Origin of the sequence: Corynebacterium sp. NML98-0116 (assembly GCF_001767255.1) — a bacterium.
GTDB lineage: Bacteria > Actinomycetota > Actinomycetes > Mycobacteriales > Mycobacteriaceae > Corynebacterium > Corynebacterium pseudogenitalium.
The window spans coordinates 1,837,395-1,864,047 of record NZ_CP017639.1; the positions used below are offsets into that span (position 1 = coordinate 1,837,395).

Here is a 26,653-nt window from a genome sequence, read left to right on the forward strand (position 1 = left end):
AGCGACTTCACCGAAAATCACGTGAACCACGCGAGAGCCACTGGCCGACATCGATTTGCTCCAGACGGTCCGCCACGACGCTGACCGCACCTGACGCATTTTGGACAATCCCGCGCACCACCAGCGCGTGCGCTGTGCGCGCCACTACGCGCTGTCGCTTCCACAGCCCCGGCGACACCATGATGTTCAGCAGCCCGGTTTCGTCCTCCATCCCCAGAAACGTCAGGCCTGATGCCGTCTGCGGCCGCTGCCTGTGCGTGACCACGCCTGCGACGCGGACGCGGGTACCGTCTTCCACGCTACGAAGGTCGACCGCTCGGAGAATCCCCTCCCGTTGCAAGTGTTCGCGCAGCAGCTGCATCGGCTGCGTGTCGGGGGTAACGCCCGTGGCGGCAACATCGGCCGCGAGCAGCTCGAACGCGGTCATCCCGGGCAGCGCTGGGGCGTCGATACCTGAAAGCCCAGGCAGCATGCCGTCGCGCTCTGTTGCTGCGATGCCCGCAGCCCACACTGCTTGTCGACGCTCCCCTCCGAAGCAGTCCAGCGCACCCGCCTTGGCGAGCGCCTCGACGTGCTCCACGGTCAGCTCCGCCCGACGCGCCAGGTCCGCGATGTCCGTGAACGGCGCGGCCTTCTCGATCCTGGCCGCAGCCTTCTCCCCGACCCCCTTCACCAAATTCAGCCCGATCCGAATTGTGTCATTATCTATACAGCGCGCCTGTACGCCGGATCCGTTCACGCTCACCGGCAACACCGTGATGCCGTGGCGGCGGGCGTCTTGAATCAGGGACTGGGGCGAGTAGAAGCCCATCGGCTGTGCCCGCAGCAGGCCGACGCAGAACTGGGCCGGGTAGTAGTACTTCATCCACGCGGAGAAGTACACAAGCGACGCAAACGATTGCGAGTGCGACTCCGGAAATCCGTAGGCGGCAAACGCGACGATCTTGTTCCAGAGCTTTTCCGCGACGTCCGCCCCGATCCCGTTCGTGGTGTTGCAGCCCTCGAAGAACCGGGCTTTGAGCGCCGCCATTTTTGCTGGAGAACGCTTCGAACCCATCGCGCGGCGCAGCGCGTCGGCCTCCCGGCCGCTGAATCCTGCGGCGTCGACGGCGATCTGCATGAGCTGCTCCTGGAACAACGGAATACCCAGCGTCTTCCCGAGGGACTTTTCCAGCACCGGGTGGTCGTAGATAACGGGCTCGAGGCCATCGCGGCGCCGTAGATATGGGTGAACGGATCCGCCTTGAATTGGGCCTGGGCGAATGAGGGCCACCTCTACCACGAGGTCAAAGAAGCGCTGTGGTTTCAGCCGTGGCAGCGTGGAAAGTTGCGCGCGCGACTCCACCTGGAATACCCCGACGGCGTCCGCGCGGCACAGCATGTCGTAGACGTTGGTGTCGGCGAGGTCGAGCTCCCACAGGTGCACCTCGGTGCCCGTTGTATCGCGTACGAGGTCCACCATGTGATGCAGGGCCTCCAGCATGCCGAGCCCGAGCAGGTCAAACTTCACCAACCCCGCCGAAGCGCAATCGTCTTTGTCCCACTGCACCACAGAGCGCTGTTCCTTGCGCGCCCACTCGATGGGAACGACGTCCGCGATCGGCCGGTCGCAGATCACCATCCCGCCCGAGTGGATCCCGAGGTGGCGTGGCTGGCCAATGAACTCCTCCGCCAACGTACATACCTGCTCCGGCGGGTCGCTGAGTCCTTTTGACCAGGCATCCGCAGCACCTTGTGGGTACCCGAGCGCCCGGGAAGCGTCACGAACAGCACCCTTCCTCCGGTACGTAATCACGTTCGCCACCTGCGCGGCACGCTCGCGGCCGTAGCGCCGGTAAACGTACTGGATTACTTCTTCGCGCCTGCCGGACTCAATATCAATATCGATATCCGGTGGGCCATCGCGGTCCGGCGACAGGAAACGCTCAAAAAGAAGGCCAGCGCTGATCGGCTCGGCGTTCGCGATCCCGAGAGCAAAGCAGACCGCTGAGTTCGCCGCCGACCCACGGCCTTGGCACAGGATATTGCTGCGCCGACAAAAGTCGACCAGGTCGTACACGATTAAGAAGTAGCCGGGGAATTGGAGCTCCTCAATCACGCTGAGTTCGTAAGCAATCTGCTTCATCGCCTGCTCACGGATGTTTTCCGGGCGCGTCGCGTACCGCACCTGCGCACTCGCGTAGGTCAACTCCTTCAGATAGCTCATCTCATTGTGGCCAGCAGGAGTGTCGTAGTCCGGTAGGTTTGGCGCGACAAGGTCGAGCGTAAACGCGCACTGTTCGGCAAGCTCCACGGTGGTGGCCAGCATCGGCTCACATCCCGGCAGCAGCCGGGCGAGCTGCTGCCCGCTGCGCAGCCAGTGCGCCCCCATGGGGTGCAGGTCAGCAACGTCTTGCCGCAGCGCGCGGCGCTGGCCAAGCGCATGTTTCGCTGCAGCGAGGCGCGCGTGTCGGCGCGTCGCAGCGGCAGGCCGGGTACTCACTATGGCGGGAAGATGAACGAAGCGGTCTAATTGTTGGTGATGATCGGCGTCATCCGGCATGAGTGAGACCACGTACTCCCTCACCACATTTTCCACCCCGAAGCTCTCGCTCAATTTATCGAATAGCGGGGTCCACTCCCACCCGCCAAGCGCTAAGCAGGAGCCATCAAGCCACTCCCCGATTTCCCACATCGGCGGGTACGGGAGCTCGCCTTTTTGCCTACCCTCCATGTGTGCGCGCGACATCAGATGCGATAACCTCCGGTACCCTTCCGCACCACGGGCCAGGACGGGCAGCACCCCCTCTTTCAGCGTCAGCTCTGCACCAAACACCGTGGGCATCCCGGCCGCAGCAGCAGCTTCCGCAAACTTCACTGCACCGTAGAAACCGTCACGATCACACAGGCCAAGCGCCGAAAGACCGAGCGACCGAGCGCGCGCGACCAGCTGTTCAGGCTCGCTCGCCCCGCCAAGGAAGCTATAGGACGACACCGCGTGCAACTCGGCGAATGGCACCCCACCGCGCCGCCCACCGACCCCCTCACCCTCCGCTTCACCAGCAAAGGTGAGGTGATCTACCGGAACGACAGGACCGACGTCGTTCCCAGACAGTATCCGCTCCAGCTTTGACCATGTCAGTGGAGCACCCCCATTGAATCGCATGTTCGATAGTGTAAACATGTTCGAATGCTCGCGCAAGTGGATTTATATTCAACGTTTGCAGCCAGGGATAGACTAAGCGGTCCAATAGATGCTAAGTTTTCAAACCATCAATGATTCCCCAACGAAAGACATAAAGGAGACATCATGCGCCTCAACCGTGTGATTGCAACCATCGCAGCTTCAGCCCTCGCCGCTACCAGCCTGGTAGCTTGCTCCAACGACTCTGCCGAGAAGACCACCGACGCTGCCGGTGGCGGCGAGGACACCGTCGTCAAGATTGGTACCACCGACGCTGACCAGAAGGCATGGTCCGTCTTCGAGGACCTCGCGGCAGACAACGGCATCACCCTCGACATCGTGCAGTTCTCTGACTACGCACCAGTCAACGAGGCGCTTGCCCAGGGCGAGATTGACCTGAACAAGTTCCAGCACATCCTCTACCTCGCCACCTACAACGAGGCTTCCGGCAACGACCTGAAGGTGCTGTCCACCACGGAGATCTACCCGCTGGCACTGTTCTGGAAGGATCACGATTCCCTCGACGGCATCGAAGGCACCGAGGTTGCTATCCCGAACGATGACTCGAACCAGGGCCGTGCAATCAACGTCCTCGTCCAGGCTGACTTGATCACGCTGAAGGACGGCGCTGATGAACTGGCACCGTCCCCAGCAGATATCGACGAGGCAGCGTCGAAGGTGAAGGTCGTTCCGGTCGACGCTTCCCAGACGACCTCCGCATACAAGGAGGGTCGCCCGGCCATCATCAACAACTCCTGGCTGGAGCGCGCTGGCATTGAGCCAAAGCAGGCTATCTTCCAGGATGACCCGGCTTCCGAGCAGGGCGAGCCATACATCAACGTCTTCGCTGCACGCGCTGAGGACCTGGACAACCCGACCTACAACCGCCTCGCAGAGCTGTGGAACTCCCCAGAGGTCGCAGCTGCCGTCCAGGAGGATTCCCGCGGCACCGCGGTCGCTGTTGAGCGCTCCCGTGATGACGCAAACGCTATCCTCGCACGCCTTCAGGAGAAGTAATCCGTGACGAAAACCGGCACCCGGGTTGAGTTCCGGGACGTATCGAAAGTCTTTACAACGGGTGGGCGCGAGGTTGTGGCCGTCGACAATGTGTCGCTGACGGTCGAGCCTGGTGAGATCCTTGGAGTGATCGGCTACTCCGGCGCTGGCAAGTCCACGCTGGTGCGGCTGATCAACGGGCTCGACATGCCTACCAGCGGCGAACTCCTCCTCGACGGCACCAATATCGTCGGCAAGAGCGAGAAGCGTCTGCGGGAAGTGCGCCGAAACGTTGGGATGATTTTCCAGCAGTTCAACCTGTTCTCTTCCCGAACTGCGGCGGGCAACATTGAGTACCCGCTGCAGCTTGCCGGTTTGGGCAAGCAGGAGCGCCGGGCGCGCGTCGAGGAGCTCCTCGAGTTCGTCGGCCTGTCGGATCGCGGCAAGAACTACCCCGAGCAACTTTCGGGTGGTCAGAAGCAGCGCGTGGGCATCGCTCGTGCGCTCGCCACGAATCCCTCGCTCTTGCTTGCCGACGAAGCCACCTCCGCCCTCGACCCCGAGACCACCCACGAGGTGCTCGAGCTACTGCGCCGCGTCAACGCGGAGCTCGGCATCACGATCGTGGTGATTACCCACGAGATGGACGTGATCCGCGCGATTGCGGACAAGGTCGCCGTAATGGAGGCCGGCAAGGTCGTCGAGTATGGCTCCGTCTACGAGGTGTTCTCGGACCCGAAAACGAAGGTCGCGCAGCGCTTCGTATCGACGTCGCTTCGCAACACCCCAGACAAGCACGAGGAGCTCGAGTTGCTGAACGCGGCGCCTGGGCGCCTCTTCACCGTCGACCTGACCGAACACTCGGGATTCTTCGGTGCGGCGGAGAAGGCGCGCCAACGCGGCGTGTCGATTCAGCCGGTGCACGCGGGTATTACGACCCTGCAGGAGCACTCCTTCGGCAAGATGACGGTCCGCCTCAACGGCGACGATGCAGCGATTAACGAGTTCCTGCACACGCTGCAGGGCACCACGGATATTCAGGAGATACGTCGATGAACAGTGCTGTCAACGAATTCATTCTGGCGCAGCCGAACTGGGACCGGCTCGGCCCCACGTTCGTAGACGCCATCGGCGATACCCTTTGGATGGTGGGCATCACCCTGCTGGTCGGCGGTATCTGCGGCCTGATCCTTGGCGTGTTCTTGTACACCACCCGCCCGGGTGGCATCCTGCAGAACAGTGTCGTGTACTGGGTGATTAACTTCGCCGTGAACTTCTTCCGGCCGATCCCGTTCATCATCATGATCGCGATGCTCTACCCCATCACCCTGTCGGTGGTGGGCACCACGATTGGCCGGGGCGCAGCTACGTTTGTGATGTGTTTCTCCGCGACCTTTACCGTGGCCCGTATTGTCGAGCAGAACCTGGTATCCATCGACCCCGGCATGATTGAGGCCGCGCGTTCGATGGGCGCAGGCCCGTGGACGATCATCCGCACCGTCATCCTCCCCGAGGCGCTCGGCCCGCTGATTCTCGGCTACACGTTCATCTTCATCGCGGTGATCGATATGTCCGCGATGGCCGGCTACATCGGCGGTGGCGGCCTTGGTGACTTCGCCATCGTGTATGGCTACCGCCAGTTCGAGCCGCAGGTGACGTGGGCGGCTGTGATCGTCATCGTCATCATCGTGCAGCTGGCGCAGTTCTTGGGCAACTGGCTGTCCAAGAAGGTGATGCGCCGCTAAGGTGTGACCAGTTGGTTAGGATGGGTGCCATGAAAATCGCAGCGTTTGATTTTGATGGCACCCTTCATCATCCCACGGACACTGACACGGGCGAGCACGGCTTCGACCCGGCCGACATGGCCGCGATCCAGGCCTGGCGCGACGCCGGGCACATCGCCATTTCTGCCACCGGACGCTCGCGCACCGCGCTCGAGTTCGGAATGCGCCACTGCCCCATCCGCTTCGACTACCAGGTGCTCTCGAACGGTGGCTCCGCAACCACCGGCGACAACGAGCGCCTGCTCTACTCACACCTTGTAGACCCGGAGATCGTCGAACAGGTGGTCACGCACTTCGCTGACACGGATGGGGTGGCGGTGTTCGGCACCACGATCGGCCACGTCGATGGTGAGTTCAGCAACAACACCCAGGCTCGCAGTAGCTTTACCGTCAACTTCGACAGGATGACCACGGCCGACATTCCCCACCACGAGTTCGCCGTCGTCCCCTTGTGGATCCCGAACGACGAAGACCTGCGCGCGGAAGTCTACGAGTGGACGCGCGCGCTGCCGCATGTGTCAGTGGCCCAGAACCAGGACTTCATCGACATCATGGCGCCGGGCCGCACGAAGGGTGCGGGCATCCAGGACCTGTTGCAGCTACTCGACGTCCCACGCGAAGACATCGAGCTGTACACCTTCGGCGACTCGTGGAATGACCTGTCCATGCACGAAATCGCAGATCACTCACATAGCTTCCGCCACTCGCCCGCCGAGGTGCAGCAGCGCACCGACCACGTGATCAACAGGGTCGCTGACGTGCTGCCCAGCTACATCTAGGAGCGACTAGCGACGACCCAGCTCTTGCCGGGCTTCGGGTCCTTCCCGCATGATGCCATCACGGCATCAACGTCGCGCTGCTCCAACATCACCTCGTAGGCGGTGTCGGTCGCGGTGTCGGTCACGGTGACGTGGGCGGAGGGGCCGTCGATACGCTCGGCGGTGACTTCGAGCTGGCCGTAGCGCACCTTGTCCCCTCGGGTGGCGAGCTGCGTTGCGACGTCCACTTCCGCCACCTGGCCTACCGGGCTGAAGGTGCCGCGGCCGCGGTTGCCCGGCACGAAGTACTCGCCGCGCATCGCAGCTTCAAGCATGGCCTCAGTAGCCTCGAGGTTCATCCGGCCAAAACTGTACGCCCACGGCATGAGCAGCATCGTGGCGGCGAAACGGTGCCCCTTGATGTGCGAGGTTTCCCACACCACGTCGTTGCCATGCCCAAACGGGTACTTCTCTACGAGCTCGTTGACGATGGGGCGGCCCTTGATGGCGCAGCACATGTCGCGCTTCGCGTGGGTACAGACCAGGACGAGTGGCTTCGTACGCGACTTGGCGCTGTTTTGCCCTGGGCCTGACAGGTCGAGATCCAGGATCGCCTCAGGCCCATCGACATGCAGCACCTCGGTTGCTGCCTGGTCGGCGAAGACCAGGTAGACGTGGTGGTCTTCAATCTGGCGGCCTTCCCTCGTTGGGTGGCGGATAAGCAGCAAGGTGGCGTTGTAGCGCTGCATGTGCGCTTTCAACTTTTCGGTCAGTTCGTCCCCGAAGGTGTCGCCGTCGAGTACGTCGTGGCTCCACTTGTGTGGCCACTCAAACAAAACGTAGGTCGAGCCGGGTTTCGCGGTACCCGGCAGCGGCTCACTGTCCGTATCGGAGCAGAGTGTGCGTGCATGGGCTGTAGTCATGTCACCTACTGTAGCGAAAATTTCCCGATTGATTAGGTATACCTAAACCGGGCCGAGTCGGGCAGTTAACATTTTGATAACCTTTTTGATTTTTCGCCGTTCTGCTTTGCTCTTCGAGATTCGTTCTAGCTACGGTATTTTGCGTGTTTCCCTTACCGAAGTTCGCCGTTGCGGCGCTGACGCCCTGTATTGCTGGCGCCGTGCTCGCTGGGTGCGTGTCCTCTCCTGCTCAGGACCAGGCCGCGACCCGCGTCGGCTCGATGCTTGCTGCGCCATCAACGACGCAGCTTCGCCCGCTCGGTACCGCGAACGCGAGCCCGAAGACTCAGCGGCCTTCCGCGCCTACTCAGCTCGCCGTGGCTGGCGTGCGTGTGGGCACCCACGAGGGGTTCGACCGCGTTGTCGTGAACCTCGTCGGCGAGGGCAAGCCGGGCTGGTTCGTGGATTACACCTCCACCCCGATGCAGGAGATCACCGGCAAACCACTGAAGGTGACCGGCAACGCGTTCCTCAATATCAACATCGACGGCACCGTCTACCCCTACGAACTTGGCCTGGACGCGGACCAGATCAAGGTGGATACCCCGGCAGAGACCGGCAACATTATCGACGTCGTCAACGCCGGCACCTACGAGGGTCGCAGCCGCGTGGTCGTAGGGTTGCGCTCCGACTTGCCGTATTCGGTGCAGATTCTGGAACACCCGCTGCGCCTGGTCGTCGACATCGTGCAGTCCTAACACCTAGTGATAGAGCGCCTCGACGCTCCATCGCTGCCGGTGCCACACCAACAACCACCCGCGCTGCCCTGTTCCTACCGCCTGGTCGTGGCCCAGCACCTGGAGGCGCGCAAGCCGGGTCGGATGCGCACCCCACCACTCTTCGTCAACGGGCCAAGGCCCTGCCCACGCGGTGATGTCATAGCAGCGCTTGCCCCACACTAGCGTTGTCGGCTGGCCGCTGAGCAGGACTTCGACGTTGAGCAGTATCGGCTGGTCGGCGCTGTCCAGCAGCTGCACCCGCGATGACGGGTGTTCGATCCCACCGCCGAGCCGGGCTGGAAGTGGTGACGGAACGGCGCCGACGAACGCCCCGCGGCCCTGCGGCGGCACCTCCCCATAGGGCACCAGCTGAATACGCTCGGCCACGCCGCGACCTCCAACCGCGACCGGCTGCAGCACCGCCTCCATTCCGAGCTGGGACTGCACCCGCTCGATCACGCGCCGCGCCCCCTCGTCCGACGCCCCGTCAGACCACAGCTCCCCCACCATGTCGGGTTGCGCAAGCTCAAGTGGTTCCAGCATGAGCGAGGCGATCGGCCCTGCGCCCCCGTTGGTGAGCCAGCCGTCGAGCTGCCAGCGCACCCGGTCGGCGGTGCCAGCCTCCGTCAGTGCTTCCCGGGTGCGCCACACGCGCTCAACCCGGGTGGCATCGACAAGCTCGGCGGAGATTTTCAGCCGGAGGCAGTGCACCCCGGCCCCCTTGAGGCGCTGGTGCAGCGTAGCCGCGAGCGCCCGGGCGGCGAACGCGGCGGCGTCGACGCGCTCAATCGGTTCCTCCGGTGCCATCTCGACGGCGAAGTCCTCCACGGGTAGCTCCGGGGCGACACGCCGGTCCGGGGCCGCACTGGCGATCCGGTGGAGGTGGATGCCTGCGACCCCGAAGCGAGTCATCACGGCAGAGGACGGCAGTTGCGCGAGCTGCCCCAGCGTCTGGATGCCCAGCTGGCCCAGGGTACGGACCGTTTCCGGGTCCGCGCCGAGTGCTGTCTCGGCGGTGAGCACCCGAAGCGGCTGTACTGCAAGGAACTGCGCCGACTCCCCCGCTGCAACCACGTGCGAGATCCGGGTGGCGATCACCGCGGTGGCGATCTCGTCCGCCGCCCCTGCCATGACGTCAATGCCGTGGCGTGCGGCGGCGTCGAGAAGCATCTCAAGCGCCGTATCTTCATCGCCGTGGAACTTCCCCGCCGCGGCGAGGTCCGCAACCACCAGGCCAGGGCGCAGCACCTCCACGGAGGCGGCCACGTCATCCAGGGAGCCTGCGAGTGCGCTGAACGTGCGGCCGTCGCGCTCCGGGTTGTCCTCCACCACCGTCAGCTCAGGCGCGACGGCCTGCGCGTTCCGCACCCGCATCCCGCGGCGGACCCCGGCGCGCCGCGCCTCCTGCGAACAGACCTTGATGCGGTGCTGCACCGCGATCGCGATTGGTTCTTCCAACGTGTCCTCGGCTTCGAGCTTGGCTGCTTGTACGGGCCAGTCCGGGAACCAAAGTGCAGCAACCCTCATGAGGGCACCGCCTTCAGGTGCGTGACACCGCCCGTCGCAACTCCAAGCGTCAGTAGTGCCGGTGGCCGCTTCCAGCCTTTCGCGTGCGCGGACACTTCAAGGTCAATACCTGCGATACGCCCACGGCCACGCCCGATGCCGTGGAAGCTAGCGATGTCCGCGCTCATGCGCAGCGCGGGCGAAGGCACCGTCACGTTCACGCAGAGCATCGCCGCTTCCCCGGCACGCACACGTGCGAGGAGCGGGCGGGCCTGGGCAGGCGTGAACTGGATTTCGCTTCGGGTGTGCAACACCACCACATCCAGCCCTTCGGCGAGTACACCGGCGGCGTGCACTGCATCTAGCCCCGGCTCCGGAACTGCGACTGTCCTGCGTAGCGCTTGCGCTGAAAGCTCCGCGTAGGACAGCTCCGGCCACCCCACCACGGCCGCGTATCCGCCGGCCTCCGTGACCTGCCGGAGGATCTCTACGATAAGCGACGGCGTATCGCTCACCTGCGTGACCTGCCGCCGTGGCAAACCTCCGTTCGGAAGCACATTCGCCAACTCACCACCCAACGGAATCACACCCTCGCCCCCGATCTGCTCCTGCACGGCACCACCGCCGAGCTCGGCTAATTGCGCTCGGAGTTGCGCAATCTGCTCAGCTTTGCTGAGCTGTCCGCCACCGTCCGAGGCAAACTCACGCAAGCGAATAGGTGTTCCATTCATGCATGTAAGTATGCAACGCGCCCCCGACACGGGCAACAGTAAAGGTCGAACAGGGTTTCGAATCCCTGTGCCACAAAAAGCGAGACACCATGCTGTACGCTCTGCCCTATGTATTACGCAGACTTCCGCAACCGCGTCACCCCAATTCCCACGCCACCCATTGTGCGGGCTGTGGCGGCGGGGTGCGTAGCGGCGTCGATAAGCGTGATGGCGGCACCGCTACCCGCAGCCGTGAAAGTCGGCATTGCTCTCGCCGCGGTGCTCGTCGCCCGTGCAACTACCCGAGCGCACCCGTACCGCAAGGCTATGGCCGAGTTTGCGCGCAGCCGCAACGTCTCGCAGGTGCCGTCGCTCAGCATGGTGGTGCCGCTGATGCTGTGGTGGCTCGCAATCATGCTGAGCCCGCTGATCGCGCCGCTGCCCGGCTGGGGGCTGGCGCTGCTTGCGGGTGGGCTGTTTGTGGTGGCGTGGGTGCTCATGCCGCACGTCGACGGCACGCGGCGCCTCGCATACGCGCCTACAGCGCCCATCCAGAAGCGCTAGCGGTAGCGCTTCGGTACGTCAGCCGCACCGAGACTGAGCATGAGGCGGTTGGCCCAGTTGAAGAACGCCGCCGAGTTGATCAGGTCAAGGATCTCGAGCTCGCCGCAGCCGGCCTCGCGGAGGGCTTCGACGTGCTGTTGCGAGAACGCGATCGGGGTGTGCGTGAGCGCCACGGCCGCATCGCGCAGCGCGTTCCACAGCGGGGTGCCCAGGTCCGCGGTCACGCCTTCGTCGAGGAGCCGGGAGATCGCCTCGGCGTCGCCGCCTTCCTGCTTCGCGCGCCCCTGGTGCACGGAAGCACAGTACTCGCACCCGTTGAGACGGGAGACCACGGTCGCGGCGAGTTCGCGCTCGGCGCGCCCCAGGCCGCCGTCGGTGTTGTAGAAAATGTCCAGGTCAGTCAGGGTGCGTGCCTTGAGCACCGCAGGGTCACGCGCGAGCAGCCGGAAGTACTCCATATCGATTCGTTCGGGCTTGAGCAGCGCGTCGCGGTGCTCGTCGGTGAATTCGAACTTGTCCAGGCTGGGCACCCACGCGCGCCAGCCCAGGGAGTGCTCCACGAACTTCGTCGGCGCCACAACTTCGGGCAGCAGGGTGCGCGGCCCGGGCTCCCAGCCGGGGTCAGCCACGCCGTGCGCGCGCCCGCTAATCGACGCCCGCTGCGCTCCACCAGCGTCAACCCCGCCGAGCACCCGCACGCCGTGCACGACGCGCAACTGGAACGCCACGAACGCGATGAGCTGCCCCAACGTGACGATGCCGTTGTCGCTCCACCCGGAGGTCTGCAGGTGACCGATCGCTGCGGCGGTGGAATCCTTCGGGTGGAAGACCAGCAGGTGTGCGAAGTCCAGGGCAGCGGCGAACTGCTCGGACGCCTCCCCAATGACGTCACCGAACAGGACGAAGTCGCCGTGCCAGTACGGCCCCTCGGATGCACCGCGCGCGATAGCGGCGTCGACGGCCTCGGCGAGGCCGGGGGCTTGGTCTTCGAGGTCCTCGAGCAACTCCCGGTAGAACGCGCTCGCAGTTGTCAGTCCGGTGAGCCCGGCCACGAACGCGGCGACACCATAGCGCCAGGCCAGTGGCACGTCGCCCTCGTCGTCAGGCTCGAAGAGGGCCGTAAACGTGAGCTCTGCGTTCTCGACTGCTTCCGGGCGGCGCCTGCGAAGGCGCGCGAGTTCCGGAGAGGCGTCGGCAAGCGTATCGATGATGTTAGACACTAAATTCTCCTAACTGCCGGGCGCGAAAGCGCGCGCCCGGGATTGCATGGATCAAGTTCTTTGTCACTTCGTGGCGCGGCCACTGGAAGACGTCGTCCGTCGGGCCATACTCCACCTGGGTACCACGGCTGAGCACGCTGACCGTGTCCGAAACCTGGCGCACCACCGCCAAATCATGGGAAATAAAGATATAGGTCAGGCCCAGCTCTTGCTGCAGGTCTTCCAGCAGCCGGAGGATCTGCGCCTGCACCGTCACGTCGAGCGCGGAAACCGCCTCATCGAACACGACGAGCTCCGGCTCCACCACGAGCGCACGCGCAATGGCGACACGCTGGCGCTGCCCGCCGGAAAGCTGCGACGGGGTGCGCCGCGCGAACTGCTGCGGGTCCAGCGCCACGCGCGCCAGCACCTCGTGCGCCTTCGCGCGCGCCTCGCGTTTCGACGCCCCCGTCAGGTTCCGAACCGGCTCGGCCACGATGGCCTCCACCGTCATTTTAGGGTTCAGGGAAGAAAACGGGTTCTGGTGCACCAGCTGCACCGTGGAGCGCAGCTTCCGGCGGGTGGCGTCGTCGACGCCGGTCACGACGTTGCCGCCGATGGTGACGCTGCCGCTCGTCGGATCCCGGAACAGGGAGATCGCCCGCCCAGTCGTGGTCTTCCCGGAGCCGGATTCGCCCACAATCGCGTGCGTGGACCCTCGCTTCACTTCGAAGGAGACGTCATTGACGGCCACGAAGTCCCCATACTCCTGGCGCAGGTGATCCACGCGCACCAGCACGTCGCCGTCCGGCGCTGGCCGGTGGTAGGCGTTCGCGACGGCGAGCGAAGGGGCGTCGGCAAGCAGGCGCTGTGAATACTCCTCTTGCGGGTCGGCGAGCACCTCCGCGGCGGGGCCTTCCTCCACGACGACGCCGCGCTGCATAATCACCACGTCGTCGGCACGGTCACCCGCCACCGCCAAGTCGTGCGTGATCAGCACGATGCCGAGGTTGAGGCGCTCACGCATCTCGTCGAGCACGTCCAGCGCCTTTTCCTGCACGGTCACATCCAGGGCGGACGTCGGCTCGTCGGCGATCAGTACCTGCGGCTCGGGCGCGATGGCTGCTGCGATGAGCACGCGCTGCTTCATCCCGCCCGAGAGCTCGTGCGGGTACTGGCCGTGGCGGCGCTGCGGGTCGTCGATGCCGACGGCCTCCATGAGCTCCAGCGCGCGTGCGCGACGGGAGGCGGCTGTGCCAATACCGTGGACCGCCATCGCCTCCTCGATCGAGGCCCCGACGGGCTTGAGCGGGTTGAGCGAATTGTTCGGGTCCTGCGGCACCAAGCCAATCTTCGCACCGCGCAGCTGACGCCACTGCCGCGGAGACAACTGCGTGATGTCCTTGCCTTGGAAATAGACTGCGCCGTCCAGCACCCGCGCGGACCCGCCGAGGAGTCCCAGAGTCGCCATCACCGAGGTCGTCTTGCCAGAGCCGGACTCCCCCACGATCGCGGTGAGTTTGCCAGGCGCGACGGAAAAGGACACGTCTTGCGCCGATGGCGGCTGATTGCCGTACGCGACGGTCAGGCCACGTACTTCAAGTAAAGGTTGCAGGGGTTGCATGGGTTAGGCCTCCGTACGAATGAGTTGGGACAGGTGGTTCGCGCTCATGACGGTGGCGATGATCGCCACGCCGGGCAAGACGATGATCCACCAGGCGGTGGCCATGAAGTCGCGGCCTTCGGCGATGATGAGGCCCCACTCCGGGATCGGCGGCGGGGCACCGTAGCCGAGGAACCCGAGGATGGACAGCTGCAGGATCGCCGTGCCGAACTGCAGGGCCGCCAGCGCGATGACCGGGGTGAGCGAGTTCGGCAGGATGTGGCGCACCAGCACCTGGGACTTCGTCGCACCTGAACCGTAGGCGGCCTCTACGAAGTCGGCACCGGCAACCTGCATCACCTGCGAGCGGGCGAGGCGGGCGAACGTCGCCACCGTGGTCATACCGACGGCGAACGCGGCCTGCAGCGAGCCGAAGCCCAGCACGATGATGATGGACAGAGACAGCAGGATGCCTGGGATAGCGAGCAGGACGTCCACGATCCGCATCAGTACGGTGTCGACTTTGCCTCGCAGCGCGCCCGCCACCAGGCCAATCAGCGTGCCGAACACCAGCCCGACCGCCACCGCGATCACCGCGCCGAGCAGCGACTGGCGCGCGCCGTAGACCACGCGCGAGTACACGTCGCGCCCCACGGCGTCGGTGCCGAAGAAGTGCTCCGCGCTCGGCGCTGCAAGGGCCACGTCGACGCCCTTGTATGGGTCGTGCGTGGCAAATATGCCCGGCAGCAGGGCCCACGCGCACGCAAGCAGCAGCACGAGCAGTGCGAGAACCGTGCCTGGTTGTTTCCAATGCTGTTTCCAATTCGTCGTTCGCATGGTTGCTACTCCCGTCCCGTTTCGATTGCCCGCACGTCGATGGCGTCGGCGGACTGGCTGGCGTACTGCTTCGGTGTTGCGGCAAACGGTCCGCCGGCGGTGCGCAGCCGCACGTCAAGCACCGGGTAGAGCAGGTCAATGATGAGGTTGATGGTCACGTACGCCACCGCCGCGATGAGGACTACGCCCAGCAGCACCGGCGTGTCGCGGTTCGACACGGCGGTGACCACCATGGAGCCCAACCCCGTACGCCCGAAGACGGTTTCCGTCACCACAGCACCACCGACGAGCTCGCCGAAGAGCAAACCAGCCATGGTCAGCGCTGGGAGCAGCGCGTTTCGCAGCACGTCGGACCAGAAGATGCGGGTCTCGCTCGCGCCGCGCGCACGCGCCACCTGCACGAATGGGCTGCGCTGCACCTCGTCGATGGAGCGGATCAGCACCTGCGCGAGCGGGGCCGCCATCGGGACGGACAGCGTGAGCGTCGGCAGCACGAGCCCCTCGAGCGGGCCCGGCGCAATCACGTTGATCCAGCCGAGCTCGAAGGACACGAGCTGCAGCAGCACGATCGCGATCCAGAACCCTGGCAGCGACACCATCAGGGAGGGCACCGCGCGAAACAGCGCGCCGATGCGCCCGGCGCCGGGCAGCGTCGCGACGAATGCGGTGATGAGTGCCACGATGATCGTGAGCCCGACCGAGGTCGCGGCCAACGCCAGCGTATGCGGCAGGGCGTCGGCGATGAGCTGGCCCACCGGCGTACCAGTGCGCACGGAGTAGCCGAGGCTACCGGTGAATAGACCCGTCAGCGTCGCCACGTACTGCGTAAGCAACGGCTTATCGACGCCCATCTCCGAACGGATCGCCTCAATCTCAGCCTGGCTGAGTCCCAGTGCCGGGTCAGCGTAGCGGGCCATGACACCGTCGGATGGCAGAGCCGAAAGCAGAAAGAATGCGAGAGTGTAGGTCAGCAGCAGCACGATCAGTGCTTGGCCTACCCGCTTTACGATGTACGGCATGGCGTATCCCCTTCCTGGAGGTAGGCGCTATAGAGCGCAGGGCGTGCAACGGCTTCCACGCCGAACCCGCACAGACGTGGGCTGACGGCGTATACCTGTGGTTCTTCGAACAGCGGCAGCGTGTAGGCCTGCTCAGTGACGTAATCTTGGACGGCTTCCACTGCGCGGGCCCGGCCGGCGTCGTCGGGTGTGGAGACCACGGTCTGCAGCAGGTCTTCGAGGTGCTGGTCGATCACGTTGTCGTTTTCATCCTGGTTAATGAAGGAGTCTCGGCGCCCGACCGCGTAGTGCGACTCGATGGCGTCGTAGTCCGCCCGGCCGACCATCGTGTGGTAGAGCTGCACCTTGTTCGGGTCCTTCGACGCCACGTTTTGCGTCGAACGGTCGCCGGAGAGCACGGAGAGCTCAATGCCGATGTCGCGCAGGTTGGACTGCACCATCGTCATCACTTCGCGGGCGCGCGGCTGGGTCTGCGCGTAGTTGACGGTCAGGTGCAGGCGTTCCCCGTCCTTGACGCGGATGCCGTCGTTGCCCACGACCCACCCGGCCTCATCGAGGAGCTGCCGGGCAAGCTCCGGGTCGTATGTGTAGGCGTCGCCCTGGTTCTTGTAGCCCAAGCCGGTGGCGGCCACGCTCGAGGTCGCCAGCGGGTAGGAGTCAGAGAACAGGATGCGCAGCAGCTCTTCGCGGTCCACGCTGTGCGTGATCGCGCGGCGCACCCGGATGTCCTGCAGGTACGGGTGCTGCGGGCGCATCGCGATCTGGTTGTTCATCGCGTTCGTGCCGCGGGAGACGATCTGCACGCCGCGGTCTTGGAGGTGACGCTCAGCCGATGCAGTCACGTCGCGCACGATGTCCGCCTGCCCGGATAGGACCGCTCCGGTGCGCATCGCTTCTTCGGCGGCGAGCCGGTACGTCACGCTGTCCAGCCGGGCGCGGCCCTGGTGCTCGAGGATGGGCGGTGCCCAGTCGTAGTCCTCGCGCGCCCGCAGCTCGATGGAGGTGCCCAGCTCCTCACCGGCGATGACGAACGGGCCGGAGCCGATGATGTTGTGGGCGCTGCCCGGCCCGAAGGACTCGTTGTCGAGCGCTAGGGTGGCGTCGGAAAGCAGCCCGGCGTTGTACACGGAGACCGCTTGCTCGAACCCCGGCGAGGGTGCGGTGAAGTGGAAGCGCACCGTGTCTTCGTCGATGACTTCGCCGTAGTCATAGTTCGAGATCTGCTCGGATGCGTTGAGCAGCCGCTCCTTGTCGCCTTTGCCGTAGAGGTCGAAGTTGGCCACGACGTTCTCCGCGGTCAGCGGCGAGCCGTCGGAGTAGGTGACGTCGGTGCGGATGTCGAACGTGTATACCGTCGCGTCCTCGCTGATCTCCGGTAGCTTCGTGGCGATCCACGGGTGCAGCTCGAGCGTCTCCGGGTCCTGATAGAGCAGTCTGTCTGTTATTTGATTCACGACGCCACCATTCGGGTAGAACCCGGCCGCAGGCGGATACAGCGAGGTAAACCAGTTCGGCTCCAGGTACGTGATTGCCTGCATGTCCCCGCTTTGCTCTGTTTGTCCTGCACATGCGGTGCATAACCCGAGTAGCGTGGTAGCCGCAAGCAGCGCTCCGGCCTGCGTTCGACGTGTGCGCTTCACTGTTCTCCCTTCGATGAGCGATAACGCTAACACAGATTAGACGGAGCGGTCTCATGTGTCTAGACTAAGCAGTCTAAACGGTCACTGTCGCAACAGGAAGGAACACACAGTGCAGCCAGCAATCGCCATCGTCGGCGCAGGTCCACGCGGCATTTCCATCATCGAACGCGTCGCCGCCACGCTCAACGAATCTAATTCCAACCAGCCGCTGACAATCCACCTCATCGACGACGCCCAGCACGGCGCCGGGCGCGTCTGGGACACCGCACAAACCCACACGCTGTGCATGAACACGCTGGCCGGCGCCGTCACCCTCTTCACCGAACCCGGCGCGACCGTCACCGCCCCCATACTCGAGGGCCCCACCATGTACGAGTGGATCCAGCTCCTGCGCGGCGAGCGCGACACCATCTCCGCCACCAAGCAATCACTTTTCGACGCCCACCCAACCCCCAACCACGTCACCGCCGATTTCGGCGCGGAGCTGGCTGCCACCCGCCCGGAGTCCAACCCATCCCGCGCGCTGTACGGCGAGTACCTCCACTGGGTCCTCACGGTCGCGCTGGCGCAGCTCCCCGAGCACGTGACCGTCACCAACCACCGCTCCCGCGCGCAGCGCATCACCGCCGAGAACGGCCGCGACGCCATCACGCTTGAGGACGGCACCACCGTCCACGCCGACGCCACCGTGCTCGCCACCGGCTGGGTCGTCCCCGAGCACCCGGTGGCCTTCCGCGGGCACTGGATTCAGCCGGGCAACCCGGTGGAACAGGACGTCGATACGCTGGTTGCTGGCGAAACCGCAATCGTGCGCGGCCTTGGCATGGGCTTTTTCGACCTCATGGCGCTGAGCACCATCAACCGCGGCGGCCGCTTCGTGCCCGCCGACACCCGCTCCGGGCTGCGCTACGAACCCAGCGGCGCCGAGCCTCACCTCGTGGTCACCTCGGGTCGCGGCTACCCCTACCTGCCGAAATCCGAGTACCACTCGCTGCCGCCCAAGGCCGACCTCTCGCGACTGCGCGCCGCGATCGAGCAGCACAGCGACGCCACAACACTCAGCTTCGGCGAGCAGCTTTGGCCTGCCCTCATCCGCGACTCCTACGCCGCCTACTACACCACGCTTGCGCGCGTACGCCCCGACGCCCTGCGCATCCCGCTTGCGGACATCATCTCGCGCATCGACGCCGCACCACTCGCCGGCGCCGCCACTCGCACCAGCCTCCTGCCCTGCGCCCGCGCGCTCAACGACGCCCTTGCCGACGCCACCACCGAGCCCTTCGACATCTCCTACTGGATCGACCCCCTGGCCGGGTGTGACGGCCTCGACGCCGAGAGCCTGAACTGCGTCATCGCCGACGCCCTGGCCCGCGACATCGCCGAGGCCGTCGCCGCCCACGACTCCCCCATCAAGTCCGCCCTGTGGGTGATCTCCGCAGGCCGCAAACCGACCGCCATCGCCGTCGAGAACGGCCGCGGCACCCCGGAGGACCAGCGCGGCGCGCTCTCCGACTACATGGCATTCGGCCAGATGGTCGGCTCCGGTCCTCCGATGTTCCGCTCCCGCGAACTCCTCGCACTTATCGACGCCGGCCTGGTCACCCTGCTCGGCCCAACCCCAACCGTCACGCAATCGGGCACACACTTCACGGCCACCAGCGCCGAGCGCACCGTCACCGCGGACACCCTCGCGGACGCCTTCCTGCCGTCCCCCAATATCACCCGCGCAGCCGACCCCCTCACCGCGTCGCTGCTGGAAAGCGAGCGCATCCGCCCCTTCGCGCCCTTCGGCACGCCCACCGGCTCCCCCGAAACCGACGCGGACACCCGCCGCACCGTCCACCCCGACGGCACCCTGGACCCGCGCCTGCACATCGCAGGCATCCCCACCGGCAAGCAGTGGGCAGACACCACCATCTCCCCAATGCCCGGCACCGACCCGCGCATGCTGCAGGAAACAGACAAAACCGCACAGTCGCTGCTGCGGCAGGTAGGTGTACGCTAGCCCAGGTCGCGCGCAACCGCCCACCGGGTCAACTGGTGGCGGTTCGAGGTCTGCGTCTTACGCAAAATACTCGACGCATGCGTCTCCACCGTCTTCACGGAAATGAACAGGCGCTGCGCGATCTCCTTGTACGTGTAGCCCCGCGCCAGCAGGCGCAGCACCTCGAGTTCGCGCCGGGTCAGCGAGTCCACCGCCGGGTCGTCCTCCTCGACGACAGGCCTGCTCGCAAACGCATCAAGCACGAACCCCGCCAGGCGCGGCGAGAAGTACGCGTCCCCGCCGCGTACCCGCTCGATGGCCTCCGCGAGCTCCGCGCCCGCGATGTTCTTGGTCACGTACCCGCGGGCGCCCGCGCGGATTAGGGCAATGACGTCTTCGGCGGCGTCGGACACGCTGAGCACCAAGTACGCCGGGCCGGGTGCACGCTTCAGCACTGCGAGGCCGCCGCCGTCGGGCATGTGGACGTCGAGAAGCACGACGTCGGGCTGTGTCTGCTCGATCCCTCGCACCGCCTCGGCGACCGTGCCAGCCTCACCGACGATGTCCAGCTGGCCGTCGCCTGCGGCAGCCAGTTCGGCCTTCACTCCGGCCCGAAACACCGAGTGGTCGTCTACGAGAAACACGCGCGTCATAGGTCTAACGCTAGTTCGATCTCGGAGCCATTGCCTATCGACGACACCACGTGCGCCTCTCCCCCAACCCGCTCAACCCGCCCCACGATGGAATCGCGCAGCCCGTGCCGGTCCGCCGGCACCGCCTCCGGGTCGAAGCCGGCACCCCGGTCGCGCACGAACACCTCGAGCCTGCCCGCGAGGTGCTCCGCGTAGACGTCGATCGTGTCCACCCCCGCATGCTTTGCGGCGTTGACCATCGCCTCCCGGGCGGCGAGCACGACCGCTTCGGTGCGCTTGTCGAAAGGAAAGTCGTCTCCCACCGTGACCGGTTGAATCACGACCCCATAGGCGTCCTCCACCTCGCCAGCAGCCTTGCGCAACGCGGCGAAGGTGGTGGTGTGGTTGGACACGGTATCGTCGAACAGCCAGGCGCGAAGCTCACGCTCCTGGCCACGGGCAAGCCGAACCACCTCGTCCGGGTCACCCGCCTGGCGCTGAATCAGCGCCAAGGTCTGCAGCACCGAGTCATGCAAGCGGGAGGCGATCTCCGCGCGCTGGTCCGCCACCGCCTTCTGTTCACGCTCCGCGACGAGCGAGTTCGCCAACTTCGTAATCAACGGCACCACCAGCACCGCCACCCCCAGCACCGTCACCAGCACAGAGACAACCACACCGGCGACCCCGCTGCTTTCCCCCATCAGCGCTACCGCCAGCACCCCACCCATCACGAGCAGCGCTCCCAAGGACAGCGCCGCGAGGTTCTTCCATGAGGCCGTACCGCGGTCGTAGGCCTGCAACGCGATAATCGCACCCACTATGAGTACGCCAACCACGAACAGCACAGCCGATCCAACACCCGAGGAGCCCTGCAAGGACAGCAGCGCGCCCACAAACCCCACCAACACGAGGAAAACATCCAGCGCTCCAGGACGCTGCCGAGGCTCGGTGCTCTCGGCAACCGGGGTGAACATCCACAAGCCCGAGTACAGTAACGCCCCCAGCCCACCGGCGAAACTGGCGACAACAAAAAACAGCCGCACCCACCGCACATCCACCCCAAGGTGTCCCGCCACGCCAGAAGCCACACCCGCAATGACGCGGCGGGACGGGTCCCGGGTCAGCCGGGGATACAAAGCAGACATGCACTCATCTTTACACGCACAGTTCCTTGGGCACATCGGGGTAAACCCTGAAATCAAAAATCAGGGTCATTCCCGATACCGCCCGCGGGCCCACCACGGGACAATAAAGACATGGAAACCAACACACTGAAGCGCATGTGGGAGACCCGCCCACCCCGCATCCCAAAGGACCAGGGCGGCAAGGCTGCCATCGGCGGCGTCTGCGAAGGCATCGGCGCCCGCTACCAAATCGACCCGACACTGATCCGCGTTATCTTCGTAGCACTTGCACTCATATTCGGTGGTGGCCTCTTCCTCTACCTGCTGTGCTGGATCAACATGCCACGCTTCGGCATGACCCGCAGCCCGTGGAACGCAATTATCACGCCGAAAGAACAACTCACCGAACCGGAGAAGAAGGACCGCAGCACCGGTTGGTGGCTGCTGCTTGGCCTAGTGGTCTTCTTCCCATCTGTCTCAGCCGCAGGCGATCTCAACGGGGTGCTCGTTACGTTCGTGTTGTTCTCGCTCGGCTGGTACCTCGCTCACCAGCGCCGACCCGAGCCCCCGGCAGGACTGCTGGCAATGAACCCCGAGGAGGCGCCGACAAGCGAAGGCCCCACCGTGGACACCTCGCACCTCACCGTGTCCGAAGGCTACGAGCATCCTGGCACGCCACCCGCGTGGGACCCGCTCGGCGCGGCACCCGGGCTGTGGCACCTACCCGAACCAACCGAGCCAGCGCCGGAGCGTGCGCGACCAAAGAAGCGCTACTGGCTGTGGATCCCCGTCACGCTGGTGCTGACAACGGCAACAGTGTTTGCGCTGGGGGCCACCAGCGAAGTGCGACTTGGCAATTACAGCCGCTTCGGCAGCGCGTACATCACCGTGTACGACGTCGACGAGCTACCAGACCCAATGGGCACCCCCGACTTCATCGGCGAGTCCTACATCGACTTCACCGATCTCGAACCGCTGAGTGAGCCGAAAACGGTCAACATTGCGAACAACATCGGCAGCACCGATATCATCCTGCCGGAAAACGTCCCCGTCGACATCAACTGCAAGGTGAACATCGGCGAGGCCGCATGCCCCGAAGAACGACAAAACGCGAACACAGACAGCGCACTACTCACGATTAACGTGTCGCAGCGCGTCGGATCCGTGTCCGCGTACTACGCCCGCGAGGACGCGGGCGAAAGAAACTGACTTACTCCCACTCGATGGTGGCCGGCGGCTTGGAGGTCACGTCCAGCACCACGCGGTTGACATCCGCCACCTCGTTGGTGATGCGGGTCGAGATGACCTCCAGCGTCTCGTACGGGATGCGTACCCAGTCCGCGGTCATCGCGTCCTCAGATGCGACAGGGCGCAGCACAATTGGGTGGCCGTAGGTGCGGCCATCGCCCTGCACACCAACCGAACGCACATCGGCCAGCAGCACAACCGGGCACTGCCAAATCTGGTCATCCAGTCCAGCCTTGGTCAGCTCCTCGCGAGCAATCGCGTCAGCAGCGCGCAGGGTTTCCAGGCGCTCCTCGGTGACCTCACCGATGATCCGGATGCCCAGGCCCGGGCCCGGGAACGGCTGACGGTTCACGATCACCTCAGGCAGGCCCAGCTCGCGGCCGACCGCGCGGACCTCGTCCTTAAACAGCAGACGAAGCGGCTCGACCAGCTCGAACTCGACGTCGTCCGGCAGGCCGCCCACGTTGTGGTGGCTCTTAATGTTCGCGGTGCCGGTGCCGCCGCCAGACTCCACGACGTCTGGGTACAGCGTGCCCTGCACCAGGTAATCAACCTTGTGGTCCGACAACACATCAGCCACAGCGCGCTCGAAGGAACGGATGAACTCCGCACCGATCGCCTTGCGCTTGGCCTCCGGCTCGGTCACACCAGACAACTTGTCCAGGAAGGCCTTGCGCTCGTCCACGGTGACCAGCTTCGCGCCGGTCGCGGCGACGAAGTCCTTCTCCACCTGCTCGCGCTCACCCTGACGCAGCAGGCCGTGGTCCACGAACACACAGGTCAGGCGGTCCCCGATCGCACGCTGCACCAGCGCCGCAGCAACAGCCGAGTCCACACCACCGGACAGACCACAGATGGCGTAGCCGTCGCCAACCTGGGTGCGAACCTGCTCAATGAGCTGCTCCGCAATATTGGATGCCGTCCAGTTCTGCTCCAGACCAGCAATCTCGGTGAGGAAGCGCGTCAGCACCTCCTGGCCGTGCGGCGAGTGCATCACCTCCGGGTGGTACTGCACACCGGCGAACTTGCGCTCCACGTTCTCGAACGCGGCGACCGGCGCACCCTTCGAAGACGCGGTGACCTCGAAGCCCTCCGGAGCCTGCGTCACCGAATCGCCGTGGCTCATCCACACCTTGTGCTCCTCCGGCAAGCCGGCGTGCAGCACGCCGCCCTTGACGTCCATCGACGTGCGACCGTACTCACGGGCGCCGGTCTGCTCAACCTTTCCGCCGAGCGCCCGCGTCATCACCTGGAAGCCGTAGCAGATGCCGAAGATCGGAATCCCCAACTCGAAAACCTCAGGGTCCAACTGCGGAGCGCCATCCTCATACACGGACGACGGGCCACCGGATAGGACAAGCGCCAGCGGCTGCTTCTCCTTCACCTCCGCAGCGGAGATCGTGGACGGAACGACTTCGGAGAACACGTGCGCCTCACGCACACGACGCGCAATGAGCTGCGCGTACTGCGCACCGAAATCAACAACAAGAACAGGGCGAGTTTGAGCTGTAGTCACGCACCAAATCTTAACCTACGCAGCACCTAATGTGTACGTGAGCCCGATGACAGTGTCCTGCGCACCACATTCCCGCGCGCACAATTCGGGACCTGGGGAAACGCCAATGCACCCGGCCGAAATACTGGAATCTGGTGCGGGAATCCCTTCGAAACAACAAAACACCACCCGCTTGGCGGGTGGTGTCTTCAGCGTTGCGACGTTACAACAGACTACTTCAGCAGCGCACGCAGGTTCTCCAGCGCATCGTGCACCCCGTCAATCGCCGGGTCGGAGCCCAGCTTCTGCGAGGAAGCGTGCAGGCGCTCGATAGAGTTATCAGCAGCCTGGATAGCGCGGTGCACCTGAGCAACAAGCGGCTCGATGTTCTCGCCGAACGGCTCCTGCGCCGTCGTCTGGGACCAACGGCGAATCATCTCGAGCGGCATCTTTGTCAGCTCGGAAATCGAGTTCACCTTCAGGTCTACGCGGTTCGCCAAGGAGGAGTGCAGGAAGACCGCGTCATCCATCTGCTTCACGTCTACTTCGAGAGCGTCGAACAGCATGGACAACACCTCACCACGGTTTTCCTCAAGAGAGAAGATCGCGGTCTGCGCCGTATGCAAACGAGCCAGCGCAATCGCCATGCGCGCGGTCGCCGCCTTCTTTGCCAACTCGCCAGCGACCTCGTTGAGCGACTGCGCGTTTTCGTCGATAATGCCACGCATCGTCGCCCACACCTGCAGCGGCGCAAGCAGCAGCGTACGAGCAGCGCCCTCCGCCATCACGTTTTCCATCTCGCCCTTCACGCTGTTGGTCACAGCGTTTTCTTCCACCAGAGTCTGGCTGGCCTTTGCCAGTTCTTCGGCGGCTTCCTTAATGGACGACTGGATTTCCATAAAGCGGTCCAGTTCGCGGTAGAGGCGCTTGGTGGCCTCGTACACCTCACCGGTGCCTTCTGGCAGGTCGAAGCCTGCTTCCTCACGCGCCAACACCTCGGCCGGCAGCGCTTCAGCAACGAAGGCGTCGTAATCAGGCACAAGCTCCTGCAGCTTGGCCAAGCCGAGCTCTGCGCGGCGACGACGACCAACGCCCTCGTGGCGCGCCTTCCACTCAACGTCGTTCACCGCCTGGTACACGTCGCCAACGACCTGGAACAACTCGGTCATCGGACGGGTACGCACAGAGAGGTAATCGCCGTTTGGCAGAGGCGTCACCGTAGCAAACACGTCGTACGCGGAACCACTCTTTGCGCGGTTGCGAACATAGCCTGCGAACGGTCGGCCATCTTCAATGACATCCCACATCAGCTTGAACGCGCCACCAGGCATCTCAATATGGCGAATGAGATTGTGTGGCTTCCCGATCATCTCGACTTCGGGATACTGCGCGTAGTGAATAAAGACCTCATTGACATGGGTCATAATGCCCTTGCTGTCCGTCACCGAGAAGAAGATGTGGTTGACATCAACCTCGTGGTGTGGGCCGTCAGGGGCATCTCGTTTAATAACTACTTCGTAGGCCATATTCGATATATTAGGTCAATCTGTTTACGGGCGGACGGTCACGTCGACCTTTTGGAACGACTTGAGATCAGTGTACCCACATTTCGCCATAATACGGCGCAAACCGCCCACTAAGTTCGTGGCAGCGCCCGAATCGCTCGATGGACCGAACAAAATCTCAGACAGCGGAAGACGATCGCCGAACTCCCAGTTGGCAACCTCGCCGCGCGGGAAGCGCGGGTGCGCAGCCGCCGGTTCCCAATACGCGCCGCCAGCAGCGGCCTCGTTCGCCTTCGCAAACAGACTGCCTACCATGACGGCGTCGGCGCCCATGGCGAGTGCCAACGCGATGTCCCCGGCGTTCGACGGTGCCGAATCAGCGATGACGTGGACATAACGGCCACCGGTCTCGTCCAAGTAGTCGCGGCGAGCTGCAGCCACGTCAGCAATCGCAGTTGCAAGGGGAACGTCCAGCGCCAGGCCGGAAGAGGAACGACCCGAACCAACAATCACGCCGGCAGCGCCAGCACGCATCAGGTGCGTGGCCGTCGTGTAGTCGAAGACACCACCTGCGATGACCGGAACGTCGAGGGAGCCGATGAACTCCTTCAAGTTCAGCGGTTCCCCACCGGGCTGCACGTGCTCGGCGGAAATCAACGTACCCTGCACGAACAGGATCTCTGCACCGGCCTTGATCACTGCAGGGGCAAGCTCGCGCACGTTCTGCGGGCTCACGCGCACAGCGACGGTCGCGCCCGACGCGCGGACCTGCGCAATGCGCTCACTCAACACGTCCAAATTAATTGGCGCCTGATGGAGTTTCTGCAGCGTCGCCGTAGCCTTGGCAATCTTGCTAGGAATCTCGTGGTAGTTCTCCTGCTCGAGGTCCTTGGGATTTGGCGCCTGTCCGCAGACCTCGTTGATCGCCTCTTCGAAGTTCGCGTGGCGGCCCAGGATGCCCTCGGCGTTGAGCACCGCAAGTCCACCCTGCTTACCCATCTCGATGGCGAACTCGGGGCTCGCCAGGGCATCGGTCGGGTGGGATACGAGCGGCATGTCAAAGGAGTAGGCGTCGATGTGCCACTCCGTGTTGACGTCCTTCGACGAGCGGGTGCGCCGCGTCGGAACCAGGGTCAGATCGTCAAGGTCGTAGGCCTTGCGGGCTTCGCGTCCGATGCCAATTTCTACATATTCACGCATGTCAG

General features: G+C 64.5%; 22 protein-coding genes. 8 read left to right on the forward strand and 14 right to left on the reverse strand.

Translation table 11 applies throughout. The features are described 5' to 3' along the window. Nucleotides 1-7: 7 nt before the first annotated feature. On the reverse strand, nt 8-3,145 hold the full coding sequence (locus BJP05_RS08435) for an error-prone DNA polymerase (RefSeq protein WP_084028611.1): 3,138 nt from the start codon (nt 3,143-3,145) through the stop codon (nt 8-10). A 144-nt stretch (nt 3,146-3,289) separates the two neighbouring features. Between BJP05_RS08435 and BJP05_RS08440 the strand changes: the two genes are divergently transcribed. The 4 genes from BJP05_RS08440 to BJP05_RS08455 are packed head-to-tail and all read left to right on the forward strand — an operon-like array spanning nt 3,290 to nt 6,722. Further along, entirely contained in the window at nt 3,290-4,180 is an 891-nt protein-coding gene (locus BJP05_RS08440; protein WP_070363016.1) for a MetQ/NlpA family ABC transporter substrate-binding protein, read from the forward strand. Nucleotides 4,181-4,183: 3 nt separating this feature from the next. After that, nucleotides 4,184-5,215 (forward strand): methionine ABC transporter ATP-binding protein, encoded by a 1,032-nt coding sequence (locus BJP05_RS08445; protein ID WP_070363017.1) that lies wholly within the window; start codon nt 4,184-4,186, stop codon nt 5,213-5,215. After that, complete coding sequence (locus tag BJP05_RS08450; protein ID WP_070363018.1) at nt 5,212-5,904, forward strand: methionine ABC transporter permease; 693 nt, start codon at nt 5,212-5,214, stop codon at nt 5,902-5,904. The genes BJP05_RS08445 and BJP05_RS08450 overlap by 4 nt, the downstream gene beginning before the upstream one ends. Before the next feature lie 29 nt (nt 5,905-5,933). Next, complete coding sequence (locus BJP05_RS08455; protein WP_084028662.1) at nt 5,934-6,722, forward strand: HAD family hydrolase; 789 nt, start codon at nt 5,934-5,936, stop codon at nt 6,720-6,722. On the opposite strand, the gene BJP05_RS08460 is transcribed toward BJP05_RS08455, so the two are convergent. After that, complete coding sequence (locus tag BJP05_RS08460; protein ID WP_070363020.1) at nt 6,719-7,624, reverse strand: sucrase ferredoxin; 906 nt, start codon at nt 7,622-7,624, stop codon at nt 6,719-6,721. The two genes, BJP05_RS08455 and BJP05_RS08460, sit on opposite strands and share 4 nt — an antisense overlap. Before the next feature lie 143 nt (nt 7,625-7,767). Between BJP05_RS08460 and BJP05_RS08465 the strand changes: the two genes are divergently transcribed. Further along, nucleotides 7,768-8,361 carry a hypothetical protein gene (locus BJP05_RS08465; RefSeq protein ID WP_070363021.1) on the forward strand — a complete coding sequence of 198 codons (594 nt, stop codon included), beginning with the start codon at nt 7,768-7,770 and terminating at the stop codon, nt 8,359-8,361. Between the two features lie 3 nt (nt 8,362-8,364). On the opposite strand, the gene BJP05_RS08470 is transcribed toward BJP05_RS08465, so the two are convergent. Both BJP05_RS08470 and BJP05_RS08475 read right to left on the reverse strand, forming a co-directional pair. After that, on the reverse strand, nt 8,365-9,909 hold the full coding sequence (locus BJP05_RS08470) for a DNA polymerase Y family protein (RefSeq protein ID WP_070363022.1): 1,545 nt from the start codon (nt 9,907-9,909) through the stop codon (nt 8,365-8,367). Next, nucleotides 9,906-10,619: a hypothetical protein gene (locus BJP05_RS08475; RefSeq protein WP_145945264.1), complete on the reverse strand. Its 714-nt coding sequence runs from the start codon at nt 10,617-10,619 to the stop codon at nt 9,906-9,908. Before BJP05_RS08475 ends, BJP05_RS08470 begins: the two co-directional genes overlap by 4 nt. A gap of 108 nt (nt 10,620-10,727) precedes the next feature. On the opposite strand from BJP05_RS08475, the gene BJP05_RS08480 reads away from it, so the two are divergent. After that, a complete protein-coding gene (locus tag BJP05_RS08480; protein ID WP_070363023.1) occupies nt 10,728-11,162 on the forward strand; it encodes a hypothetical protein in 435 nt (144 codons plus the stop codon). On the opposite strand, the gene BJP05_RS08485 is transcribed toward BJP05_RS08480, so the two are convergent. Genes BJP05_RS08485 through BJP05_RS08505 form a run of 5 tightly spaced genes read right to left on the reverse strand, consistent with a single transcriptional unit; the run spans nt 11,159 to nt 17,460 of the window. After that, nucleotides 11,159-12,382 (reverse strand): alkylhydroperoxidase domain protein, encoded by a 1,224-nt coding sequence (locus tag BJP05_RS08485; protein WP_070363024.1) that lies wholly within the window; start codon nt 12,380-12,382, stop codon nt 11,159-11,161. The two genes, BJP05_RS08480 and BJP05_RS08485, sit on opposite strands and share 4 nt — an antisense overlap. Continuing rightward, entirely contained in the window at nt 12,375-13,985 is a 1,611-nt protein-coding gene (locus tag BJP05_RS08490; protein WP_070363025.1) for an ABC transporter ATP-binding protein, read from the reverse strand. The genes BJP05_RS08485 and BJP05_RS08490 overlap by 8 nt, the downstream gene beginning before the upstream one ends. A 3-nt stretch (nt 13,986-13,988) precedes the next feature. Further along, complete coding sequence (locus tag BJP05_RS08495; RefSeq protein ID WP_070363026.1) at nt 13,989-14,801, reverse strand: ABC transporter permease; 813 nt, start codon at nt 14,799-14,801, stop codon at nt 13,989-13,991. Between the two features lie 5 nt (nt 14,802-14,806). Further along, nucleotides 14,807-15,820 carry an ABC transporter permease gene (locus BJP05_RS08500; protein ID WP_084028612.1) on the reverse strand — a complete coding sequence of 338 codons (1,014 nt, stop codon included), beginning with the start codon at nt 15,818-15,820 and terminating at the stop codon, nt 14,807-14,809. Next, complete coding sequence (locus BJP05_RS08505; RefSeq protein ID WP_084028613.1) at nt 15,805-17,460, reverse strand: TIGR04028 family ABC transporter substrate-binding protein; 1,656 nt, start codon at nt 17,458-17,460, stop codon at nt 15,805-15,807. The genes BJP05_RS08500 and BJP05_RS08505 overlap by 16 nt, the downstream gene beginning before the upstream one ends. A 109-nt stretch (nt 17,461-17,569) precedes the next feature. Between BJP05_RS08505 and BJP05_RS08510 the strand changes: the two genes are divergently transcribed. After that, nucleotides 17,570-19,465 (forward strand): FAD/NAD(P)-binding domain-containing protein, encoded by a 1,896-nt coding sequence (locus tag BJP05_RS08510; RefSeq protein WP_070363028.1) that lies wholly within the window; start codon nt 17,570-17,572, stop codon nt 19,463-19,465. On the opposite strand, the gene BJP05_RS08515 is transcribed toward BJP05_RS08510, so the two are convergent. Together BJP05_RS08515 and BJP05_RS08520 are read right to left on the reverse strand one after the other, a co-directional pair. Then, entirely contained in the window at nt 19,462-20,097 is a 636-nt protein-coding gene (locus BJP05_RS08515; RefSeq protein ID WP_070363029.1) for a response regulator transcription factor, read from the reverse strand. The genes BJP05_RS08510 and BJP05_RS08515 overlap by 4 nt on opposite strands. Next, nucleotides 20,094-21,221 carry an ATP-binding protein gene (locus BJP05_RS08520; protein WP_070363030.1) on the reverse strand — a complete coding sequence of 376 codons (1,128 nt, stop codon included), beginning with the start codon at nt 21,219-21,221 and terminating at the stop codon, nt 20,094-20,096. The genes BJP05_RS08515 and BJP05_RS08520 overlap by 4 nt, the downstream gene beginning before the upstream one ends. Before the next feature lie 111 nt (nt 21,222-21,332). On the opposite strand from BJP05_RS08520, the gene BJP05_RS08525 reads away from it, so the two are divergent. Then, nucleotides 21,333-22,409, forward strand: coding sequence for a PspC domain-containing protein (locus BJP05_RS08525; protein WP_070363031.1), 1,077 nt, complete (start codon nt 21,333-21,335; stop codon nt 22,407-22,409). Between the two features lies 1 nt (nt 22,410). On the opposite strand, the gene guaA is transcribed toward BJP05_RS08525, so the two are convergent. The 3 genes from guaA to BJP05_RS08540 all read right to left on the reverse strand — a co-directional run bounded on the left by guaA (nt 22,411) and on the right by BJP05_RS08540 (nt 26,648). Then, complete coding sequence (gene guaA, locus BJP05_RS08530) at nt 22,411-23,964, reverse strand: glutamine-hydrolyzing GMP synthase (protein ID WP_084028614.1); 1,554 nt, start codon at nt 23,962-23,964, stop codon at nt 22,411-22,413. A 212-nt stretch (nt 23,965-24,176) separates the two neighbouring features. Further along, the gene (locus tag BJP05_RS08535) at nt 24,177-25,469 is read right to left on the reverse strand and encodes a PAS domain-containing protein (RefSeq protein ID WP_070363033.1); all 1,293 of its coding nucleotides are present in this window, start codon (nt 25,467-25,469) and stop codon (nt 24,177-24,179) included. Between the two features lie 24 nt (nt 25,470-25,493). Beyond that, on the reverse strand, nt 25,494-26,648 hold the full coding sequence (locus BJP05_RS08540) for a GuaB3 family IMP dehydrogenase-related protein (RefSeq protein WP_070363034.1): 1,155 nt from the start codon (nt 26,646-26,648) through the stop codon (nt 25,494-25,496). Between the last annotated feature and the right edge of the window lie 5 nt (nt 26,649-26,653).

What these genes read in the sequence shown, in the direction of transcription:
- BJP05_RS08435 (WP_084028611.1), bottom strand. Translation starts at nt 3,145, where the DNA reads ATGCGATTCAATGGGGGTGCTCCACTGACATGGTCAAAGCTGGAGCGG.
- BJP05_RS08440 (WP_070363016.1), top strand. Translation starts at nt 3,290, where the DNA reads ATGCGCCTCAACCGTGTGATTGCAACCATCGCAGCTTCAGCCCTCGCC.
- BJP05_RS08450 (WP_070363018.1), top strand. Translation starts at nt 5,212, where the DNA reads ATGAACAGTGCTGTCAACGAATTCATTCTGGCGCAGCCGAACTGGGAC.
- BJP05_RS08455 (WP_084028662.1), top strand. Translation starts at nt 5,934, where the DNA reads ATGAAAATCGCAGCGTTTGATTTTGATGGCACCCTTCATCATCCCACG.
- BJP05_RS08460 (WP_070363020.1), bottom strand. Translation starts at nt 7,624, where the DNA reads ATGACTACAGCCCATGCACGCACACTCTGCTCCGATACGGACAGTGAG.
- BJP05_RS08470 (WP_070363022.1), bottom strand. Translation starts at nt 9,909, where the DNA reads ATGAGGGTTGCTGCACTTTGGTTCCCGGACTGGCCCGTACAAGCAGCC.
- BJP05_RS08475 (WP_145945264.1), bottom strand. Translation starts at nt 10,619, where the DNA reads ATGAATGGAACACCTATTCGCTTGCGTGAGTTTGCCTCGGACGGTGGC.
- BJP05_RS08480 (WP_070363023.1), top strand. Translation starts at nt 10,728, where the DNA reads ATGTATTACGCAGACTTCCGCAACCGCGTCACCCCAATTCCCACGCCA.
- BJP05_RS08490 (WP_070363025.1), bottom strand. Translation starts at nt 13,985, where the DNA reads ATGCAACCCCTGCAACCTTTACTTGAAGTACGTGGCCTGACCGTCGCG.
- BJP05_RS08495 (WP_070363026.1), bottom strand. Translation starts at nt 14,801, where the DNA reads ATGCGAACGACGAATTGGAAACAGCATTGGAAACAACCAGGCACGGTT.
- BJP05_RS08500 (WP_084028612.1), bottom strand. Translation starts at nt 15,820, where the DNA reads ATGCCGTACATCGTAAAGCGGGTAGGCCAAGCACTGATCGTGCTGCTG.
- BJP05_RS08515 (WP_070363029.1), bottom strand. Translation starts at nt 20,097, where the DNA reads ATGACGCGCGTGTTTCTCGTAGACGACCACTCGGTGTTTCGGGCCGGA.
- BJP05_RS08520 (WP_070363030.1), bottom strand. Translation starts at nt 21,221, where the DNA reads ATGTCTGCTTTGTATCCCCGGCTGACCCGGGACCCGTCCCGCCGCGTC.
- BJP05_RS08525 (WP_070363031.1), top strand. Translation starts at nt 21,333, where the DNA reads ATGGAAACCAACACACTGAAGCGCATGTGGGAGACCCGCCCACCCCGC.
- BJP05_RS08535 (WP_070363033.1), bottom strand. Translation starts at nt 25,469, where the DNA reads ATGGCCTACGAAGTAGTTATTAAACGAGATGCCCCTGACGGCCCACAC.
- BJP05_RS08540 (WP_070363034.1), bottom strand. Translation starts at nt 26,648, where the DNA reads ATGCGTGAATATGTAGAAATTGGCATCGGACGCGAAGCCCGCAAGGCC.